This is a genomic window from Corallococcus exercitus (genome assembly GCF_003611585.1).
Lineage (GTDB): Bacteria > Myxococcota > Myxococcia > Myxococcales > Myxococcaceae > Corallococcus > Corallococcus exercitus.
Window position 1 is genome coordinate 1 of sequence record NZ_RAVW01000158.1, and the last position, 19,996, is coordinate 19,996.

Below are 19,996 nucleotides of genomic sequence, written 5' to 3' on the forward strand. Positions count from 1 at the left end.
CTCCCCCCCGGGTCCAGGCCCTCCTGATCCCCGGCGCCATCCTCCCGTCCGGCTTCCTTCGAGATGGGGCCGGGTGGGGTGGCCACGCGTCCCTGCCATGCGCACGCTGCTTCCCAGAGGGGCCTTGCGCATTGGCGCCGGGCAGGGGCTGTGTTACGCCGCCGCACCCTGTCTGCCTTCTTTGGGACTCCAATCGAGGAGAAGTGAATGACCCGTCGTCACGTGCGCGTCGTCGGCGCGATGCTCCAGAACGAGATGGGTCGCTACCTCATCACCCAGCGTCCTCCCACCGCGTCGCTGCCCCTGTTGTGGGAGTTCCCGGGCGGCCGGGTGGAGGAGGGGGAGCACGACGCGGTGGCGCTCGCCCGCGAGCTCCAGGAGGAGATGGGGGTCCGCATCCAGGTGCTCGAGCAGGTCATGCACACCCACCACGAGTACCCGACCTACGACATCGACTTCCGCGTGTTCCGCTGCCGCCTGAGCGACCCGGACGCGGAGATCCACCACCTGCGCGTGCATGACCACCGCTGGGTGGCGCTGGAGGAGATGGGCCAGTACCGCTTCCCCGACGCGGACGCCAAGACGCTGGCCCGGCTGCTGGACCTGGACCACTGACCGTGCGCCCCTCGACCGTGCGCTTCGCCGCCGCCGCGGGCCTCCTGCTGACCGTCGCCTGCTCCAGCTCCCGCCCCACGCCCACCGGCAACAACGCCCCGGACGCCGGCCTGCAGCAGGTGCCCGCCACGGGGCTCGAGGGGTGTCTGCTCTACACGGACGGCCGCCAAACGGGCACCGTGCCCCGCCAGGTCCCGGAGCTGTCCGGGCTGGCCGCCAGCCAGAAGCACCCCGGCATCTTCTGGGGACACAACGACTCCAACAACCCCTTCGAGCTGTTCGCCCTGGATGAAGCGGGCGCGGTGAAGGCCACGCTCACGCTCACCGGCGCGGATCCGCGCGACATCGAGGACGTGGCCGTGGGCCCGTGCGCGCCGGGGGGCAAGGAGGCCTGCATCTTCCTGGCGGACACCGGCGACAACTTCGAGCGGCGCAAGGAGGTGCGCCTGTTCCGGCTGCCCGAGCCCGCGGCCGTGGAGAACGCCACGCTCCCAGTGGAGACGCTGCTCTTCACCTACGAGGACGGCCCCCACGACGCCGAGTCGCTCATCGTCGACGGCCGCTCCGGCCAGGTGGGCGTGCTCACGAAGACGCGCGCGTCGCTGGGCGACCTGTACGCGGTGGAGGGGCTGAAGCCCGGCGCCACGGGCAAGGCTCGCAAGCTGGGCACCCTGCGCGTGCCGGACGACGTGGACCGCCTGGCCACCGCCGCCTCCCTGCACCCCTCCGGCGAGCGCCTGCTGGTGCGCACGTACACCCGCGTGTGGGAGCTGCGCCGCCCGGACGCGAAGCGGCTGGAGGACTTCGTCCAGGCGCAGGTGGTGGAGGTCCCCGGAGCGAGCCAGGCCCAGTCGGAGGCCGTGACGTTCCTCCAGGACGGGCGCGGCTACCTGTTGGGCAGTGAGTTCGCGGGCGAGCCCCTGGTCCGCGTGGACTGCCGCTGATCGGACAGTCCTGACCTCGTTCGTTGTCGTCCGATCACGCCCTGCGGTTGACGGCTTGGCGGGGGTGACCATCTTTGGCCGGCTGAGGGAACCGTCATACGACATGGTGTCGCATGCACGGGGGAGGGGGAGGGCGAGCGTGCCGACGATGAAGCCACAGGACCTGCCGCCGGGGATGGGCCCGCGCGGAAAGAAGAGCGACAAGCCAACACCCACGAAAGGTGGGTTCAAGTTCGGCTCACCACTGGGCTACATCCTCCTGCTCGTCCTGGGGTTCCTGCTGTTCCGGAACGTGTTTCAGGACGCGGGCGTGCGCCGGGTGTCGTACAGCCAACTGCGTGACGCGGTGGAGAACAATCAGTTCAGCCGCGTCCAGATTTCAAACGAGTGGGTGAAGGGCTTCCTCAAGGACAACGCCCAGCCTCCTCCGGGCGAGCGCGGCACGCTGCGCAGCGAGCCCAGCGCCCTGCCGTGGATGGCCTACCGCGTCCCCGGTGACGAGGGCCTGGTGCCCCTCCTGGAGCAGAAGGGCATCCAGTTCGAGGCCGTCCCGCAGTCGAGCTTCAGCGAAGTGTTGTGGATCTGGCTCATCCCGATGGGCCTCCTCATCCTCTTCTGGAGCTTCATGATGCGCCGGATGTCCGGCGGCATGGGCCAGGGCCCGCAGAGCGTCATGTCCTTTGGCAAGACGCGCGCGAAGGTGCAGGCGGAAGCCGACACCGGCGTGGGCTTCAAGGACGTGGCCGGCGTGGACGAAGCCGTGGACGAGCTGCGCGAAATCGTCGAGTTCCTCAAGACGCCGGAGAAGTTCCGCCGTCTGGGTGGCCGCATCCCCAAGGGCGTGCTGCTCGTGGGCCCTCCGGGCACGGGCAAGACGCTGCTGGCGCGCGCCGTGGCGGGTGAAGCGGGCGTGCCCTTCTTCAACCTCTCCGGTTCGGAGTTCGTGGAGATGTTCGTGGGCGTCGGCGCGGCCCGTGTCCGCGACCTCTTCGCCCAGGCCACCGCGAAGGCGCCGTGCATCATCTTCATCGACGAGCTGGACGCCATCGGCAAGAGCCGCAACTCGGGCGTGGCCGGCGGCCATGACGAGCGTGAGCAGACGCTCAACCAGCTGCTCGCGGAGATGGACGGCTTCGACAGCCGCGCGGGCCTCATCATCCTGGCGGCGACGAACCGCCCGGAGATCCTGGACAGCGCGCTGATGCGCCCGGGCCGCTTCGACCGGCAGGTGCTGGTGGACCGCCCGGACAAGCGCGGCCGCGAGCGCGTGCTGGAGATCCACGCCAAGGGCGTGAAGCTGTCCTCCGACGTGGACCTGAAGGTGATTGCCTCCCGCACGCCGGGCTTCGCCGGCGCGGACCTGGCCAACGTGGTGAACGAGGCGGCGCTGCTGGCCGCGCGCAAGAACCGCGACGCGGTGATGCGGGCGGACTTCGAGGAGGCCATCGAGCGCGTGGTGGCCGGCCTGGAGAAGAAGAACCGCCGCATGAACGAGCGCGAGAAGGAGATCGTCGCGCACCACGAGGCGGGCCACGCGGTGGTGGGCTGGATGCTGCCCTACGCGGAGCGGGTGACGAAGGTGTCCATCATCCCGCGAGGCCTGGCGGCGCTGGGCTACACCATGTCGCTGCCCCTGGAGGACCGCTACCTCATGTCGCTGGACGAGCTGCGCGACAAGATGGCGGGCATGATGGGCGGCCGCGCGGCGGAGGAGATCTTCATCGGCGAGGTGTCCACCGGCGCGTCCAACGACATCAAGCAGGCGACGGAGATCGCCAAGATGATGGTCCGCGACTACGGCATGAGCACGCTGGGTCCGGTGGCGCTGAGCGGCGAGCAGGGGCCGGGTTTCTTGCGGTCCGCGGGCCTGCCGGAGTCGCGCACGTACTCCGAGCAGACGGCGCGGATGATCGACGAGGAGGTCCGCAAGATGGTCTCCGAGGCGCTCGACCGCGCCCGGGAGGTCCTGCACACCAACCGCGACAAGGTGGAGGCCCTGGCGGCGCGGCTCCTGGCGACGGAGGTCATCGAGGAGGAGGCGATGATCGCCATCCTGGGGCCCAAGGTGCAGGCGCAGCGCGGCCTGCTCCACCCCGAGGCACGCACGGTCATCTCCGCGCACCCCGTGGGCGGCACGGAGTCCGAGCCGGTCGTCCCGCCGACGCAGCACACGGAAGGCAAGCTCGACTCGTAGCCTCAAGCCTGCCTGCCCTCCGGGCAGCCTTTCGCCCACCGGATCCACCGCCAGCCTGCGGTGGCCGGTGGGCGAAATTACTTTCCAACGACAAGGAGGCGTCGCCGTGGAGAACCGGATCGGAAAGAGCTACGTCGCGCGGAAAGCGTTGTTCGCCAAGGGCCTGAAGGACGGCCGGCTCACGGTGCAGGAAATCGAGGAGGCGCTGCCCCCGGGGACGCTGACGGCCGCCGAGCGGTGGCTCCTCTACTACTCCCTTCGTGCGGCCCAGGTGGAGATCATCGACGAGGTGACGGGGCAGGTGGATCACGGCTTCATGGCGGAAGCGCCGCCCGCGGCCCCGTCCAACCACTAGGCGCGTTGACAGGGCCGCCCTCGCGGTTACGTTCGCGCCGCTCACCGAGGTCCGCTTCTTCAACCCCTGGCGCAGGTTCGACAATGGACGGCAATCCCCGCAGCGACGAGACCCCGGAGACGCAGGCCCCCGCCGACAGCGAGGCGGAGGGCGCGTCTTCCGACACGCAGGCCGAGGCCGCCCAGGATGGCGAGGTGGCGCGGCTCCAGGCGGAGCTGGAGGCGTCGCGCCGCCGGGTGAACGAGCTGGCGCGGGGGCTCCAGGACCTCACCAAGGACCGGGAGGAGTTCAAGCAGCGCATCACCCGCGAGCGCGAGCGGATGCTCGACGTGGAGCGCGGCAACGTGGCCCGCACGCTGCTGGAGGCCATCGACGAGCTGGACCTGGTGCTGGCCAACAGCCAGCAGGACACGTCCCCCCTGGTGCAGGGCGTGCGGATGATCCGCGACAGCCTGCTCTCCAAGGCCCAGGCCACCGGCATCGAGCGCCTGGAGGTGGTGGGGCGCCCGTATGATCCGAACGTCGCCGAGGCGGCGGACATGGAGGTGACGCCGGTGCAGGGCGACGACCAGAAGGTGGTCGCCGAGTTCCGCGCGGGCTACCGCCTGAAGGACCGCATCATCCGCCCCGCCCGGGTGAAGGTGGCCCGGTACGTGGCCCCGGCCCAGGCCTGAGCGGCCCTCCTCCTGCCCGCGTCCCCCAGGAGCCTGGGGCGCGGCCGGGAAGGGCGGGGGCCACCGGTCTGTTGGGCCCTGACGCCATGGCCCGCCGTGTAAGCTGCCGCCCCGTGTCCGTCCGACTGCTCAGCGTCCTTCTCGTGGTGGCGCTCGCCCCGGTGGCGGGAGCCGCCGGGGATCCGCTCACGCCCTGGCTCCAGGCCCGGGTGCGCGAGCACATCGCCTTCTTCGCCTCCCCGCCGCCCGCGACGACGGACGCCCCGGCCACCGCGGGCATGTCCTCCCTCTGGCGCGAGCGCCCGGCCGGCTACACGGGCCTGCCCCGCTTCACGCCCCCCACGTCGCTGGCGCCGCTGATCCGCGCGGTGGAGGCGGGCGTGGTGAACATCACCACGGTGGGGCCCGGCGCGGTGGCGGGCGCGGTGAAGCGCTCCACCGGCTCCGGCTTCGTGCTGACGCCCGACGGGCTCGTCGTCACCAACAACCACGTCGTCGCCAACGCGCAGGGCCCGGCGGTGTACCCGTCCGGCTCCGGCGTCACGCCCGGCAAGGACGGCCCCCGCGAGGTGCCGGTGCAGCAGGTGTCCGTGCGGCTGGCGGACGGCCGCGAGTTCCCCGCGGACGTGGTGGGCCGCGACGCGTCCACGGACGTGGCGCTCCTGCGGCTCAACGGCGCCGGGCTGGGGACGCTGCCGGCGGTGTTCCTGGGGGACTCCGACGCGCTGGAGGTGGGGGACTGGGTGGTGGCCATCGGCAACCCGTTCGGCCTGGACCACTCGGTGGCGCACGGCATGATCTCGGCGAAGGAGCGCGTGCTGGGCGTGGGCCAGTTCGACGACTTCATCCAGACGGACGCGCTCATCAACCCGGGCAACTCCGGCGGCCCCCTCTTCAACATGAAGGGCGAGGTGATTGGCGTGAACACCGCCATCATCAGCGAGGGGCAGGGCATCGGCTTCGCGGTGCCCATCAACCTGGTGAAGGACCTGCTGCCCAACCTGCGGGAGAACGGGAAGCTGGAGCGCGGCTGGCTGGGCGTCGTCATCAACGAGGACGGCGCGGACGCCACCGCCACGGCGCCCGTGGTGAAGGACGTCTACCGGGGCAGCCCCGCCGCCCAGGCGCACATCCGTCCCGGTGACCGGCTGGTGGCGGTGAACGGCCGGCCCATTGGCAGCTACCTCCAGCTGCTGCGCAAGGTGGCGCTCCTGGCGCCCGGCACGGAGGCGAAGCTGACGCTCTTGCGCGACGGCGGCACCCAGGAGGTGGCGGTGCGGCTGGTCGCGCGGCCCGCGCAGGAGGCCACCGAGGGGCTCTCCAACCGGGGCGGCAGCTCCGCGAACGACCTGGGGCTGGTGCTGAGGGATTTGACGCCGGAGGTGGCGGCGCCCCTGGGCTACGAGTCCTTCCTGGGCGCGCTCGTGTCCGGCGTGCTGCCGCGCAGCCCGGCGGAGCAGGCCGGCCTGCGCGCGGGCGACGTCGTCATGGAGGTGAACCGCCGCCGGGTGAAGGATACCGCCGGGGTGAAGGCGGCCCTGGAGCGGGGGAGCGCCGGGGCCAGCATCCTCCTGCGGGTGCAGCGGGGCGACGCGCTCCAGTACATCGCCATCGCCCGCTGACGGCCGCGGCCCGCTACTTCGCGCCCGCGTCCTTGCCGTTGAGCCACAGCCCCAGCTGGTTGCCGGTGCGGCCCTCGGTGACGAGGATGGCCTCGATGCGGGCGTTGACGCCGTAGTTCTTCCCGCCGCCCTTCTTGGGCAGCGTCCACACCGACTGCGGCGTGAAGACGACCTGCGCGCGCACGCCCCGCGCCCGGAACATGCGGTCGAACGTGCCGCCGTTCCACATGTCCGGCGCCGTGCCGCTCACCGTGAGGTAGTTCATCACCGGGTTGCCCTGCGCGTCCGTCTTCTTCGGCGCGCCGTGGGACAGCCCGTACTTCCCGCCCGCGAAGAAGGGCGTGATGTTGATGGTGAACTCGTTGGTGCCGGGGTTGAAGTCGCCAGGGGACAGCATGCCCGCGTCGTCCTCGGTGATGATCATGTAGAGGCGCTTGCCCGTGTACTTCTTGCGGAAGGCCTCCGCCTGCTGCTTGCACTGCGGATCCACGAGCGCCCCGTCACACTCGCCCACGTACTTCTCCAGGAAGGCCCCCAGGCCACCCAGGGGCTCGGACTCGTCACGCAGCTTCGCGAAGCGCGAGTCCACGTCGGCCAGGGCGAGCGTGGGCACAAGGAGGACAAAGGCGGCGGCCAGGAAGCGATTCACGGCGGGAAACTCCGGAAAAAGAGGGGAGGGACAGCCCTCGGGATGCTGCCACTCCCGCCGCGCCGGGGGCAGCGCTTTCCCGTGAAACAGGCCATGGTGCGTCATGGTGCGTCAGGGTGGATGTAGGTAATTATCTTGCCTACATCTGGCTACCGTGTAGTTTGCCCCTGTCCCCACCTGTTTCGGAGCCCTCCCCGCATGAACACGCAGCCCCAGGAACGCCGCTCCAATCTGCGCTTCGACAAGATCTTCACCGTGTACCTGTCCACGCAGGACGGGATGATGCGGGGCATTGGCCGCAACATCAGCGCGCGGGGCATGTTCATCGAGGTGCGCGACTCGCTGGGGCTGGGCGAGAAGCTGAAGGTGACGTTCGCGGGCGAGGACGGCACGGAGATGACGTGCCTGTGCGAGGTCCGATACCAGGTGGCGCTGGCCTTCGGCCGCAAGGACGGGCGGCCCGGCAACAGCCGCGGGGTGGGCCTGCGCATCGTGGCCTACGAGACCATGGATGACGCGCCGCTGCTGCTGGTGGACCGCGAGCGGGTGATGCACTGAGACACCACGGGGCACGGCCCTTCCCCTGTGAAGTGGGAAGACACCGTGCCCCGGGGGGCGACGCGGGAACTGGACGGACCGGTTACTGCGAGAAGCCTTCCAGCAGGTAGTGGGCCTCGATGCGCTTGAGCGCGAGGATCATCGCGGCGCAGCGGCTGTCCACGGTCTTGCCGATGCAGTACGGGCGGCTGTCGTGCATCTCCGTCTTGCGCGGCTGGTTGCGCGAGATGTCCCGGATGATGCGGTAGTTGCGCTTCATGGCGCGCTCGAGGCGCTGATCGACTTCCGCCTCGCTCCAGCGCTCCATGCGCTTGTTCTGGATCCACTCGTAGTAGGACACCGTCACGCCGCCGGCGTTGGCGATGATGTCCGGGATGAGCTCGATGCCGCGCTTCTGCAGGACGCGGTCGGCCTCCGGGGTGGTGGGGCCGTTGGCGCCCTCCGCGATGAGCTTGACCTTGAGGCGCTCCGCGACGTCCGCGGTGATCTCACCGCCGAGCGCCGCCGGGACGAGGATGTCCGCCTGGACGTCCCACAGGTCCTTCTTCTCGATGCGCTGGGCGCCGGGGAAGCCCACGACGGAGCGCTTGAGGTTCTTGGGGTCCGCCACGTAGGCGGCCAGCGCGTTCACGTCGATGCCGTCGCCGTTGAAGATGGTGCCGTCGGCGTCGTTCACCGCGAGCAGGCGCGCGCCCATGTTCCCCAGGATCATGGCGGCGTGGCTGCCCACGTTGCCGAAGCCCTGGAGGACGAAGGTCTTGCCCTTCACGCTCTCGCCGCGGTCGGCGTAGTAGTCCTCGATGCAGAACGCGACGCCCTGGCCGGTGGCCTTGCCGCGGCCTTCCGAACCGCCGATGCGCACGTCCTTGCCGGTGACGATGCCGCGCAGGTTGTGGCGCTCGCGCTCACCGTCGGAGAACTGGCGGTAGAGCAGCGCCAAGATCTCCGGGTTCGTGCCCACGTCCGGCGCCGGGATGTCGATGTTCGGCCCGATGAGGCTCTTGAGCCGGTACATGAAGCGCAGGGTGATGGCCTCCAGCTCCTCGCGGCCGTACTCGCGCGGATCCAGCTGGATGCCGCCCTTGCCGCCGCCGAACGGAACCTCCGCGATGGCCGTCTTCCAGGTCATCTCCGCGGCCAGGGCCTTGAAGAGGTCCAGGGACACCTCGCGGTGGTAGCGCAGGCCGCCCTTGTAGGGGCCACGGGCCTGGTTGTGCTGGACGCGGTAGGCCTTGAAGCGCTGCGACTCACCGGGGACCAGCTGGTAGACGTGACCGTCCGGCAGGCGCAGGTGGCCGTGGCGGATGGCGACGTCGGAGCCCAGCAGGGCGCGGCCGTTGAGGATCAGGTTGCCGTTGGCCAGGCGCTCCAGGCCGTCCGGGTTGCGCACCTGGGTGACGGGCAGGTCGGAGAAGGCCTTGGCCTCCTCCGGGAGGAGCGGCACGAGCCGGTCCTTGAGCTTCGCCGTCACGTAGAAGATGTGCTCGTAGTCGGGCTCTTCGAGCTCCAGACGCACCCGCTTGTCCAGGCCGATGAGATCCGCCGCGAAGTGGAAGATCTCCATCGCCTCCGTGTAGATGGTGCGCTTGGGCGTAGGGGCCGGGGCGCGCATGAAAGTCTCTTCGCTGGCCATGATGGAACGTGCTCCTTGAGGGCCCACCTGGAATGGGGGCCGCTGGGGAAAGCGGTGCCCTTATGTGCATAGCCGCCCCGCGAGTTCAACCGCTCTGGCAGGCGGCCATTTCTCCAATTTATGGAGAAAAGACGCGGACTTAGGCGACGCGGTGTGTCACTCCGCCGGATGCACCGTGTCATGCGTGTCAGGGCTTCTGGAGCTTAGAAGCGGGCGTGGGGGAGGGCGCTTGAAAAGGCGCGGAGAAACTCCTTGCCGGGTCCGGATGCGGATGGTACTTACCGCGCCGCTTTCGGTGCGCCGACATAGCTCAGTTGGTAGAGCAACTGATTCGTAATCAGTAGGTCTCCGGTTCAAATCCGGATGTCGGCTCCAAGAAGAAGAAGGCCGGTTGCCCCTGGGCAGCCGGCCTTTTTCGTTTTCGGCGTCCGGAGGTTTGTGTGCGGCTTCCGTGGCTGGTGCTGTTCTGGGCGCTGGTCGGGTGTAGCGGTGCGACGAGGGTCGTCCGGCTCGACACGGGTCGCGGTTCTCCGGTCGTGCAGGTGCCTCGCGCGGAGCGTGCCGCCGGGCCTGTCGCGCTGGATGCGGACGACGTGAAGGCGGCCGTGGCGCGGTTGGGCCGGGGCGTTCGTCTGTCACCCCAGGCGCAGGATGCCGCGCGGCGGCTGTTCGAGGTGGAGCCCCGGAGCGGTTCGTACCTCGTGGATGTGCAGCGACGCCGCATCGCTCCGCTGGGCCCTGGTGAGCATCTGGAGGCGGGGCAGTCGCAAGCTGACGTCGAGATGACCCGCGCCTACTTGCGTTGGTGCTCGCGAACTGGACGGACGGGTGACTGTCTGGGGCTGTTGAAGGAGCGTCCGGTCATCGCGGAGGACGCGCGCTTTGCTTTGGCGCTCGCGCTGGCGAAGGGGGCGGTGCTGGACGAGCTGTGGGAGGCCGTGAAGGACATGGCGAATCCCGAGGCCCTGGTGCAGGCCGCGCTGTGGACGGCGGCGACCTATGCGCTGCTCTGGACGGTGCCGGAGCCCGCGACGAAGGGAGTGGCGGCGGTGCTGACGGCGGCGCTCATCGCCTACGTGGGTATCGACACGTTCTGGGGACTCATCCAGGGCTTCCGGCACCTGATGGTGGAGGCGGATGAGGCGCTGACGTTCGATGAGCTTCGCGTAGCGGGGGAGCGGTTCGGGAAGGTGATGGGGCGCAACGCGGCTCGGGCGTTCGTGATGCTGGCGACGGCGGCCATTGGCAGCACGGGCGCGACGCTGGGCGCGAAGCTTCCAGGACTGCCAGGGGCCGCGCAGGCGGCGGTGAGGGCCGAGTCAGAGGCGGGAGTGGTCTACGCGGCGGTTGGCCAGGTTGAGTCCGTGGCCATGGTCGCGGATGGCTTCACGTTGGGCCTCGCTCCGGGCGCCGTTGCAATGTCCGCGGGCGGCACGGCGACCGGCTCCGGAACAGCTGGCTTGAGGGCGTGGAAGTCCTTCAGTGGTTTCAAGAAGGCGATGGGGCCGGCGGGCAACGGGAAGCAGTGGCACCACGTTGTCGAGCAGACGCCTGGGAATGTGCAGCGCTTTGGGCCTGAAGCCCTTCACAACACGGAGAACGTTATTCCGCTGGATGAAGCATTGCATCGACGCGTGAGCGCCTTCTATTCCACCAAGCAGCCTGACGTCACAGGTGCATCACACCTCACGGTACGCCAGTGGCTGAGCACGCAGTCGTATCAAGCTCAGCGCGACTTCGGCCTGCTATCCATCGAGAATGTTCGAAGAGGATTGTGGCCATGAACATGGAAGAGCTTGTCAGTCAGTTCGCGGAGAACGTGGCCGCACAGACGGATGCAATCTGGCGCGGAGATTCCAAGGCTGGAAACAAGTATGCAAGGAAGTACATCGCCATCTTCGACAGGCTTCGTGCCCACGGCGATGCCGGACGCGAGGCGCTGACGGTGTTGTTTGAGCACCCCCGGATGGACGTTCGCGTCATGGTCGCTGCCTTCCTTCTTCGTTACCGGACGAAGGACGCCATGACAGTTTTAAAAGAGGCGGCCAAAGGGGAGGGGCTCGTTCCTTTCAAGGCGGGTCAGGCGCTGATGCGCTGGGAGGAAGGCACCTGGTCTCTTGACCCGGAGTAGAGGCGAATCGCAGGCCCCATTGAATATGGCTTGGTATCAGCGCGGCAATGTTGCTTGATGCTTGGAAGGACGGAACGTACAGACCCAGGTGAAGTGTCAGGCCGCCCGCGCCGGAGCGACCTGCACCTGGTTCCGGCCGCCTCGCTTGGCCGCGTAGAGCGCTTCGTCCGCCGCGTGGAGGACCTCTTCAATGGCGTCCCCGTGCACGCCCAGTTCTCCGAGCCCGGCGGATGAGGTGACCTTGAACTCGCCGACCTCGCTCTTGAATGTGAGCGCGGCGACCGTCTGGCGGATGTGCTCGGCCACGGCCTGTGCTCCGGCCAGGTCGGTGGCCTCGAGCACCACGCAGAACTCCTCGCCGCCGTAGCGGGCCACGAAGTCGGTGGCCCTGGTGCAGGCGGCCACGGCCTTCGCCACCGAGGCCAGCACCACATCCCCCGTCGCGTGCCCATACTTGTCGTTCACCGACTTGAAGTGGTCGATGTCCATCATCATCACCGTCAGCGGCAGACCGCTCCGCCTCGCCCGGGCGCTCGCCGTCTGGAGATGCTCCTCGAGGGCCCTGCGGTTCTTCAGCCCGGTGAGCGCGTCGGTGTTCGCCTGCTGGTGCATCGCCTCCAGGTCTCGCTCCAGCGAGACGCGCTCCAGCTGCAACCGCGCCGCTCGCGCCGTCTCCAGCGCGACCGAGATGTGATTGGCGATGGCCACGAAGATGACCTCGTCCTCGCGGCCAAATACCCCGCGGGCCAGCCGGTGGTCCAGGTAGACCACCCCGAGCAGCCGCCCGTGCAGCATCAGCGGCGCGGCCATGATGCTTCGCAAGTCATTGGCGAGGATGCTCTCCGTGGCCCGCACCTCCCCCTCGTCGGTGCCCGTGACGACGAGCGGCCGGTGCGTGTCGCGGACCCGTTCAATCACGGTGCGGCTGTAGCCGCCGAGCTCCTCCAGGTCCACGCCGCCAGCCCCGCGTCCCACGCTGAGCACGAGCTCCTGCGTTCCCTCGCGGCACAGGAGCAGGAACGCGCGCTCCGCTCCGAAGATCCGCACGATGACGTCCAGCGCCACCCGCGCCTGCTCCCGTGGCTCGAAGACGATCGCGCAGGCGAGGCTGACCTCGAGCAGGGCGTCGAGCTGCCGCTGCAGGCGGAGGTCGTGCGCCGGGGCCTCCTCCGCAGGTTCCGAGCCGGAGACGCTGCGGCTCGAGGACTCGACCTGGAAGTGCGCCCGCACCCGCCGGGCTCGCGCCTCCCAGCCGGCCTCGTCGGCCAGGGCCATCGCGAGCCGCGCCTCGCGCCGGGAGGCCTCCATCCGCCCTCGCTCCCGGAAGAGCCAGGCCCGCTCCACCATCACCTCGAAGAGGACCCACGGGCAGTCCACCTCGCGGGCCAGCGCCTCGGCCCGCGCGAAGCGCTTCTCCGCGACCACTGCGTTGCCCTCGAGCCGCCGCAGCATCCCCTCGCAGAGGAGCGCATGGCTTCGCAGCACCGGGGTGCTGGCGGCGCGCCGGAGTTCCGCGACCGCCGTCCGCGCCTTCCCCAGCAGCTCCTCCCGGTTCCGGGGCGGGCTCGCGCGGAGCTGCGCGAGGCGCGCGTGGGCCGCGTAGACGAAGAAGAGGCGCAGGTGGAACGGGGTGAACTCCGGGCGCATCCCGAGCCGGGCGTGCCTCGCGAGCGCCTCCTCGAGCGCCGGACCGGACTCCCCCTGTTCGAGGTGGAAGAGCACGAGGTTCTGCAGATAGACGCTCCAGCGCCAGCGCTCACCGGGCGCCTTCTCCACCATCCGCTCGACGCGCTGGAGTTCCGCGAGCCCCTCCGTGGGCCGGCCGAGGATCGCCAGGATGGCCCCGAGGAAGGACGGGTAGGGGTGGCCGAGGAGCGCCGCGTCTCCGCCCGCGCTCGCGGGTGCCGCACGCGCGTGGGCACGCCGGATCCACGCCTCCGCCTCCAGCACATACCCTCGGGCGAGCATCGCCCAGGCCGCGTCCACGCAGCCGTTGACGAAGTCTCCCGCATCCAGGAAGCGGCCGTAGGCGTCCACCCAGCGCCGGTGCTGGGCCTCCGCGCCGGAGGAGTCCCCTCCGATGTGCGTGGCGATCCCCTGGTACAGGAGGCTCCGGGCGATGAGCGCACGGTCGTTGAGATGCTCGGCCACGCTCGCCGCCCGCGCGGACGCCTTCGCCGCGGCCGCGGGACGGCCCAGCACCGCCTGCACCACCGCGTTGTTCCCGAGGAAGAAGACGAGCTCACGACCCGGCCCCAGCCGGAGCGCCGGCGCCCAGGGCCGGTAGGTCATCTGGAGCAGCAGCAGGTTGCGGACGTCGAAGTAGGCGACGTGCGCGCCGAGGTCGCAGAGCTTCGCGAAGAGGCGGTGGTGTTCGGCCTCCTCGCCCCGCGCGTGCTCCCGCCGCGACCCGAACAGGCCCACCACCAGGCCGATGAGATAGGCCCAGAGGAGCACGAGCACCTGCGACAGCAGGCTCCGGGGAGAGCGGATCCCCAGTTCGGCCATGCCCGAGGAGATCTCCGACCAGGCGTGCTGGGTGTCGAAGCCGCCCAGGTGCACGTGGGCGAGCCGGCAGCGCAGCTCCGCGCGGCGCGCCGGGACACGCTCGGCGGAGAGGGCGAGGGTGTACTGCTCGACCGCTTCGGCGAGGCGGCCCGAGCGGGAGCAGGCGTCTCCGCGCGCGGTGGCGAGCTCCGCGTCCCGTGGCAGCCCGAGTTCACCAGCGGCCCGCTGTGCGGCCTCGAGGAAGGCGTGGGCCTCCTCGTTCGCGCGCTCCTCCAGGGCGAGCTGGCCGGCGGCGAGGTTGGTCTCGTAGCGCCGCCGCGCATGCTCCGGCGCCTCGCCGAGCGCGTAGTGACGGGCCAGGGCATACGTCTTCGATGCGTCCTGACCCTCCTGCGCGTCCAGGGCGGTGGCGATCCGGCGATGCAGCGCGCGGACCTCGTCCACCGAGAGCCCGCCGAGGAGCGCCTCGCGGACGCGGTTGTGGACGAAGGCGCACGTGCCGGCGTCCTTGAAGTCCGCCAGGCGCGCCGTCACGGCCTCGGAGAGGGCCGCCAGCACCTCGTCCTCGCCGAGCCCACAGCTGGGGCCGAGCAGCGCCGTGTGGAACCGCATCCCGACCACCGCGGCCGCGGTGAGGACCCGCCGGGCTTCGTCCCGGAGCGAGCCGAGCCGCCGGACCACGAGCTGGATCACGTCCTGGGGAAGCTGCAGCCGATCCAGCTCCTCGGTGTCGAGCTTCCAGGCACCCCAGTGCGGCACGAGGAGCCCGGAGTCCAGCATCGCGCGGACGTACTCGACGACCGCCAGCGGCAGCCCGTTGCTCCGGGTCATCACGGCGTCCACGAGCTCGGCAGAGACGGCCCGGCCCCCCAGCTCGCTGGAGATCAGCGCCTCCACCTCGGAAGGGCCCAGCGGCCCCAGCCGGGGGACGGACTCGCCGGCCCCACCGATGGCGTCGGTGAAGGCGCGCACGCCCTCCGCGCACTCGGGCTCGTCGCGCGAGGTGCACAGGAGGAGCAGCGGCGCCTGTGCGAGCAGCGTCGACAGCCAGCGCATGACCTGGAGCGTGGCGGGATCCGCCCACTGGACGTCGTCGAGGAGGAACGCGGCACCCGGGTGGAGCTCGGCAAGCCGCACCAGGAAGCGGGCCACGGCGCCGTAGAAGAGGTCCTGCGCCTCGGCGAGCCCGGGGTCCTCGCTCGTGTCCCGGAAGAGGAGGGAGAGCCCGGGCGACAGCCGCTTGAGCAGTCCGGCCGTGTCGCCTGCGGCCTGGCGGATGCGCTGCTCGGAGGCTTCGCGCTCGGCGTCGGGCAGCCGCCGAAGCTGCCGCAGGTACTCGTCGATGGCTTCACGCAGGGGGGCGAAGGGCAGGGGATCCGCACGAAGGCACTTGCCCTCGAGGACCAGCGCCCCGGTGGAGCGCGCCTGTCGTGCCGCCTCGCGCATCAGCCGGCTCTTGCCGCTGCCGCTCTCGCCGTGAAGGAGCGCCATCCCGCCTTTGCGCTCCAGCGCCCGGCTCCACAGCCGGGACAGGGTGGCGAGCTCCGCCTCACGGCCGACGAACGCGGACTCGGCGGCCGGCGTTGCTCGGAGCTCTCCCTTGCCGGGTGCCGGTGCACCGGACGCCTCCGGCACTGAGAGACGGTCGAGGTCGGCGGCGAGCGCCTCGCCGGACTGGTACCGGTCGTCGGGATCCTTGGCGAGGAGCTTCTCGATGACCGCGACCAGGCCCGGGCTCAGGTCCGGGCGGAGGGCGCGCAGGTCCGGCGGGCGGTGCGCGGCGTGCTGCCGCAGCAGTTCGCCCACGTCGGTGGCGGTGAACGGAGGCCGGCCGGCGGCGCCCTCGAAGAGGATGACTCCCAGCGCGTAGAGGTCCGCGCGTCCGTCCACGGGCCGCTTGAGCATGCCGGACTGCTCCGGCGCGCTGTAAAGCAGCGTCCCCGCCAGCTTGCGGCCCGCCTCGCCTCCGGTGGCCCGCGCGACGAACCCGAAGTCGATCAGCGTGGCGCGCCCGGTGTCCGCGACCACGACGTTCTGCGGCTTGACGTCCCGGTGGACCAGCCCGTGCCGGTGGACCTCCGAGAGCGCCCCGGCGAGGTCCCGCGCAATGGCAATCAGCGAGGACTCCGGCAGCCGCCCCTGGGCGAAGCGCGCCGCGAGGCTCGGCCCGAGGACGAGCTCCAGCAGGAGGTAGGACTGGCCGTCCACGTCCCCCACCTCGAGGATGGACGGCAGGCTCCGGTGCCGGAGGCAGGCCAGCAGCGCGGCCTCCCGGCGGAAGCGAGGCCGAGAGACGCGCCCGGACTGGGCCACGTCCTCACGGAGCATCTTCAGCGCGAAGACGGCCCCGCCCCGCGAAGCCCGGTAGACCACGCTCTGCGAGCCGCGTCCGATCTCCGCCTCAAGCTGTAGGTCGCCGAAAACGCCGTGCCCCATGCTTTCCCACTCTAGCTTCGAATCCGCGAAGGGTTGGGTTGTAGTCCTGCGCCTCTACTGAGCGTGCAGGTTGCCGTCCTGGTGGCGTTCACCATGCGATGTTGTAGGAAGCACCGCGCCAGGGCGGGGTGGGCTTGTCGTGGGTGCTTCCGCCTGGCTTGCCTGCGCCAGGACGGGGCTTGGGACTGGAGCGCTGGATGCGACTTCCATGGCTGATGCTGTGCCTGCTCTGGACATGGGCCGGGTGCAGTGGCTCGACCAAGGTCGTCCGGCTCGACACGGAGCGCGGTGCACCTGTCGTGCATGTGTCTCGCACGGGTGGAAGCGCCGGACCGGTCGCGCTTGATGCGGACGACGTGCGGCAGGCCGTGGCACGGCTGGCCCAGGGTATCCGTCCGTCACCGCATGCCCAGGAAGCCGCCCGGCGCCTGTTCGAGGTGGAGCCTCGAACCGGTTCGTACGTCATCGATGTGCAGCGTCGGCGCATCACGCCACTGGGGCCCGGCGAGCATCTGTCCGCCGAACAGTCGCAGGCTGACGTTGAGATGACCCGCGCCTACTTGCGTTGGTGTGGCCGGACCGGACGGACGGGTGACTGTCTGGGGCTGCTGAAGGAGAGCCCGGTCATTGTTGGAGACGCGCGCTTCGCACTGGCGCTCGCGCTGGCGAAGGGGGCAGTGCTGGACGAGCTGTGGGAGGCCGTGAAGGACATGGCGAATCCCGAGGCCCTGGTGCAGGCCGCACTGTGGACGGCGGCGACCTACGCACTGCTGTGGACGGTGCCGGAGCCTTCGACCAAAGGCGTGGCGGCGGTGCTCACGGCGGCGCTCATCTTCTACGTAGGCGTGGACACGTTCTGGGGCCTCATCCAGGGCTTCCAGCGCCTGATGGGCGAGTCGTTCGAGAGTGGCTTCGGACGCAGTCCTACGAAGCGCAGCGGGCCTTCGGACTGAAAACCATAAAGAGGTTTGGGGCTATCCCATGAAGGCAAAGGACCTCAAGACACTGACGCTGGAAGAGTTGATCGTGCGTTTTCGTGAGCTTTCAGCGAAACACGGTCAATTGTTGAACGCGCTCAACACTCGCGCCGCCAACAAGGAGTACAAGCACGCGGCCGCCGTCAGGCGAGAGTTGCGAACGCGCGGAGCCGCAGCAGAGGCGGCCTTGCTGGGTCTGCTCGCCGACCCCGAGGAAGGGACGAGGTACTGGGCGGCGACAGCGGCCTTGCGGTTCGCCCCCAGTGAGGCAGAAGCGACGCTCTCCTCGTTGTCCACACCCGCATCAAGCCTGATGGGGCTCAGTGCGGCCATGACGCTTGATGCGTGGAAGAACGGAACCCTTCCCCTGGAAGAGTAGAACCGTCTCGGCGAGGGGCGAGCGGGGGCAGGACTGGCCGGCGGACCCGTTGGAGACCTGAACCCATCAATAAGCGCGACGCGGGCCGCCTGCCTGCTTCCTCTGGTTCCAGCGGGGAATCCGTCGCAGAACACGGCTTGTTCGGGCGCGAGGTGCTCGTGAAGGCCTCCGACCCTCTTTGGGAGCAATGCCGTGAGCAGTCTCATGAAGGAGTCCGTGCTGCGCGTGCACCACTGGACCGACACCCTGTTCAGCTTCGTCACCACGCGTGACCCGGGCTTCCGCTTCGCCAGCGGCCAGTTCACGATGATGGGCCTGGAGGTCGAGGGCCGGCCGCTGCTGCGCGCCTACAGCATGGTGAGCGCGCACTATGACGACCACCTCGAGTTCCTGAGCATCAAGGTGCCCGGCGGGCCGCTGACCTCCCGCCTGCAGCACCTGAAGGAAGGGGACCAGGTCCTCGTCAGCAAGAAGGCCACGGGCACGCTGGTGCTCAAGCACCTGTTGCCCGGCAAGAACCTCTACATGCTGAGCACTGGCACGGGCCTGGCGCCGTTCCTCAGCCTCGCGAAGGACCCGGAGATGTACGAGCAGTTCGACCGGGTCATCCTCACGCACACCTGCCGACGGGCCGAGGAACTGGCCTACCACGACCTCTTCCTCCATGAGCTGCCGCACAACGAGTTCTTCGGGGAGCTGGTGAAGCAGAAGCTCACGTACTACCCGAGCGTCACCCGCGAGGACTTCCGCAACACGGGCCGTATCACCGACCTCATCCAGAGCGAGAAGCTGTTCAAGGACGTGGGCCTGCCGCCGCTGAACCCGGAGGTGGACCGCGTGATGCTCTGTGGCAGCCCCGGCATGCTCGCGGACCTCACGACCATGCTGGAGGAGCGCGGCTTCCGGGAAGGCACGCCTGGAGAGGCCGGGCACTACGTCACCGAGAAGGCCTTCGCCGAGCGCTAGTCTCAAAGCACGCTCTTGGCGAGCGCCACCAGCACCTCGATGAAGCGCCGGTCGGCGAGGAGCAGGGGCACCATGGGCGCCATGGCCGCGCCGAGGACGGCCACCGCCGCACGGATGTCCACGGGGAACCAGCGCATGCGGCGCGCGACGCTGAAGGATGACCCCAGGTCCACGAGCGACGAGAACTCGGGCGCGCCCAGGAGTTCCTGCCCGGCGGGCGGCTCGCGGTGGAACCACCGTTGCTCGAAGCGCCGCGAGTGCCAGGCGGCCACCCCCGAAAAGGCATGGTCTCCCCGCCGCTTCGCGAACAGGAGCTGCCGACTGAAGAAGGCCAGCGGCGCGAAGACGACGACGAGGCTGAGGAGCGCGAAGGCGAACAGGTGAAGGGCGTAGTCGGTGAAGTTCGCGCTGGGGGCGCGCGACAGCCGCTGCGCGGTGAGCGTGGAGGACACCGCGAGGACGATGAGGGCGAAGCTGGCCTGGCAGGTGCCGAGGAACCCCAGGCCGCCCGCCACGTCGGGATGGGTGGGCACGAGGACGAGCGGTAGCCGGGAGACCCGGAACAGGAAGCCCGCCCACAGGATGCCCCGCCAGAGCCAGCGCAGGACCAGGAACCGGATGAGCGGCATGCTCACCACGAGGTACCACCACCCGGCCAGGGTGCGCGGGCCCCCGGGCTCCGAGTGGAGCCAGACCGGGTTCGCCTGGTGGGGCAGATCCATGAAGGACACCGCGAAGGAGGCCACCAGCAATCCGGCCTCGATGGCGGCGCCGCGCCTCAGCCGCATCACCCCGCGGGCGATGCCCTCGAAGGTGGCCAGGTCCTTTGGCCCTATCAGCTCCGAGACGACGAACTGGCGCACGGCCGCCGCGAGGCTCAGGTCGATGTAGCGCTCGGCCGCGATGAGCAGCGGCAGGGACACCAGGAACTCGACGTGGATCCCCAGGTCGCGCAGGAAGGCATGTGACACGGAGCGCCCGCCCTGGAGCAGCGACAGGACGAGGAGCGGCAGCCAGCCCACCAGCGTCAGGACGAGGATCCGCAAGGACCGGGACGCACTACCGCGGGGGCGAGCAAGAGAGCGCCGCCAACCGAGCGCGCTTCCCTGGATGAGCGAGAAGTCGAGCAGTGAGGCGGGGATGTCCATGGCAGTCTCAAAGCTGTGCCATGGGAGCTGCCCCTGCCAGGAGCCTTGCCTGACAGGCCTCGAGTCCGGGCAGGGGTGGCTTCAAGCAGACGTGTCGTGCTTACGCAGACAAGTGCCCATTCATAGCTTTCTGTCCTGATGCGAAGGTCATGAGGAGACAGCCATGGGCAAAGGCAGCGGTGGACAGGATGGAAGTGGGGGGCAGGG

At 69.7% G+C, this 19,996-nt stretch carries 15 protein-coding genes, 1 tRNA gene and 1 pseudogene; 13 read left to right on the forward strand and 4 right to left on the reverse strand.

Annotation, left to right across the window (positions count from 1 at the left end):
* Nucleotides 1-207: 207 nt before the first annotated feature.
* The 6 genes from D7W79_RS20300 (at nucleotide 208) to D7W79_RS20325 (ending at nucleotide 6,404) form a co-directional block, all read left to right on the forward strand.
* On the forward strand, nucleotides 208-615 hold the full coding sequence (locus tag D7W79_RS20300; RefSeq protein ID WP_120527039.1) for a (deoxy)nucleoside triphosphate pyrophosphohydrolase: 408 nt from the start codon (nucleotides 208-210) through the stop codon (nucleotides 613-615).
* Between the two features lie 2 nt (nucleotides 616-617).
* Nucleotides 618-1,559 carry a hypothetical protein gene (locus tag D7W79_RS20305; RefSeq protein ID WP_244221869.1) on the forward strand — a complete coding sequence of 314 codons (942 nt, stop codon included), beginning with the start codon at nucleotides 618-620 and terminating at the stop codon, nucleotides 1,557-1,559.
* A 148-nt stretch (nucleotides 1,560-1,707) separates the two neighbouring features.
* Nucleotides 1,708-3,753, forward strand: coding sequence for an ATP-dependent zinc metalloprotease FtsH (gene ftsH, locus D7W79_RS20310; protein ID WP_439099218.1), 2,046 nt, complete (start codon nucleotides 1,708-1,710; stop codon nucleotides 3,751-3,753).
* Between the two features lie 106 nt (nucleotides 3,754-3,859).
* Nucleotides 3,860-4,108: an RNA polymerase sigma factor region1.1 domain-containing protein gene (locus D7W79_RS20315; RefSeq protein WP_120527041.1), complete on the forward strand. Its 249-nt coding sequence runs from the start codon at nucleotides 3,860-3,862 to the stop codon at nucleotides 4,106-4,108.
* Nucleotides 4,109-4,191: 83 nt separating this feature from the next.
* Complete coding sequence (locus tag D7W79_RS20320; protein WP_120527042.1) at nucleotides 4,192-4,782, forward strand: nucleotide exchange factor GrpE; 591 nt, start codon at nucleotides 4,192-4,194, stop codon at nucleotides 4,780-4,782.
* An 86-nt stretch (nucleotides 4,783-4,868) separates the two neighbouring features.
* A complete protein-coding gene (locus D7W79_RS20325; RefSeq protein ID WP_120527043.1) occupies nucleotides 4,869-6,404 on the forward strand; it encodes a trypsin-like peptidase domain-containing protein in 1,536 nt (511 codons plus the stop codon).
* 13 nt (nucleotides 6,405-6,417) lie between these two features.
* Here the strand turns inward: D7W79_RS20325 and D7W79_RS20330 are convergent, their stop codons facing one another.
* Entirely contained in the window at nucleotides 6,418-7,053 is a 636-nt protein-coding gene (locus D7W79_RS20330) for a DUF6066 family protein (RefSeq protein WP_120527044.1), read from the reverse strand.
* Nucleotides 7,054-7,251: 198 nt separating this feature from the next.
* On the opposite strand from D7W79_RS20330, the gene D7W79_RS20335 reads away from it, so the two are divergent.
* Nucleotides 7,252-7,611: a PilZ domain-containing protein gene (locus D7W79_RS20335; RefSeq protein ID WP_120527045.1), complete on the forward strand. Its 360-nt coding sequence runs from the start codon at nucleotides 7,252-7,254 to the stop codon at nucleotides 7,609-7,611.
* Nucleotides 7,612-7,693: 82 nt separating this feature from the next.
* On the opposite strand, the gene D7W79_RS20340 is transcribed toward D7W79_RS20335, so the two are convergent.
* Nucleotides 7,694-9,244: a Glu/Leu/Phe/Val family dehydrogenase gene (locus tag D7W79_RS20340; RefSeq protein ID WP_120527046.1), complete on the reverse strand. Its 1,551-nt coding sequence runs from the start codon at nucleotides 9,242-9,244 to the stop codon at nucleotides 7,694-7,696.
* Nucleotides 9,245-9,543: 299 nt separating this feature from the next.
* Here D7W79_RS20340 and D7W79_RS20345 point away from each other — a divergent pair.
* The 3 genes from D7W79_RS20345 (at nucleotide 9,544) to D7W79_RS20355 (ending at nucleotide 11,375) form a co-directional block, all read left to right on the forward strand.
* Nucleotides 9,544-9,619 (forward strand) — tRNA-Thr (locus D7W79_RS20345).
* Between the two features lie 65 nt (nucleotides 9,620-9,684).
* Complete coding sequence (sitA5, locus tag D7W79_RS20350; protein ID WP_120527047.1) at nucleotides 9,685-11,028, forward strand: SitA5 family polymorphic toxin; 1,344 nt, start codon at nucleotides 9,685-9,687, stop codon at nucleotides 11,026-11,028.
* A complete protein-coding gene (locus tag D7W79_RS20355) occupies nucleotides 11,025-11,375 on the forward strand; it encodes a DUF2019 domain-containing protein (protein WP_120527053.1) in 351 nt (116 codons plus the stop codon). Before sitA5 (D7W79_RS20350) ends, D7W79_RS20355 begins: the two co-directional genes overlap by 4 nt.
* Nucleotides 11,376-11,471: 96 nt before the next feature.
* On the opposite strand, the gene D7W79_RS20360 is transcribed toward D7W79_RS20355, so the two are convergent.
* Nucleotides 11,472-16,319, reverse strand: coding sequence for a diguanylate cyclase domain-containing protein (locus D7W79_RS20360; RefSeq protein WP_120527048.1), 4,848 nt, complete (start codon nucleotides 16,317-16,319; stop codon nucleotides 11,472-11,474).
* A gap of 197 nt (nucleotides 16,320-16,516) precedes the next feature.
* Between D7W79_RS20360 and sitA5 (D7W79_RS20365) the strand changes: the two are divergent.
* From sitA5 (D7W79_RS20365) to D7W79_RS20375, 3 genes and pseudogenes are all read left to right on the forward strand, one after another.
* A pseudogene (gene sitA5, locus D7W79_RS20365) lies at nucleotides 16,517-17,218 on the forward strand (SitA5 family polymorphic toxin); the annotation flags it as partial.
* An 82-nt stretch (nucleotides 17,219-17,300) separates the two neighbouring features.
* Nucleotides 17,301-17,675, forward strand: coding sequence for a DUF2019 domain-containing protein (locus D7W79_RS20370; protein WP_120527049.1), 375 nt, complete (start codon nucleotides 17,301-17,303; stop codon nucleotides 17,673-17,675).
* 192 nt (nucleotides 17,676-17,867) lie between these two features.
* On the forward strand, nucleotides 17,868-18,641 hold the full coding sequence (locus tag D7W79_RS20375; RefSeq protein ID WP_208729782.1) for a ferredoxin--NADP reductase: 774 nt from the start codon (nucleotides 17,868-17,870) through the stop codon (nucleotides 18,639-18,641).
* Between the two features lie 2 nt (nucleotides 18,642-18,643).
* Here D7W79_RS20375 and D7W79_RS20380 read toward each other — a convergent pair whose 3' ends face one another.
* Entirely contained in the window at nucleotides 18,644-19,687 is a 1,044-nt protein-coding gene (locus D7W79_RS20380) for a hypothetical protein (RefSeq protein ID WP_244221871.1), read from the reverse strand.
* Nucleotides 19,688-19,996: the final 309 nt, after the last annotated feature.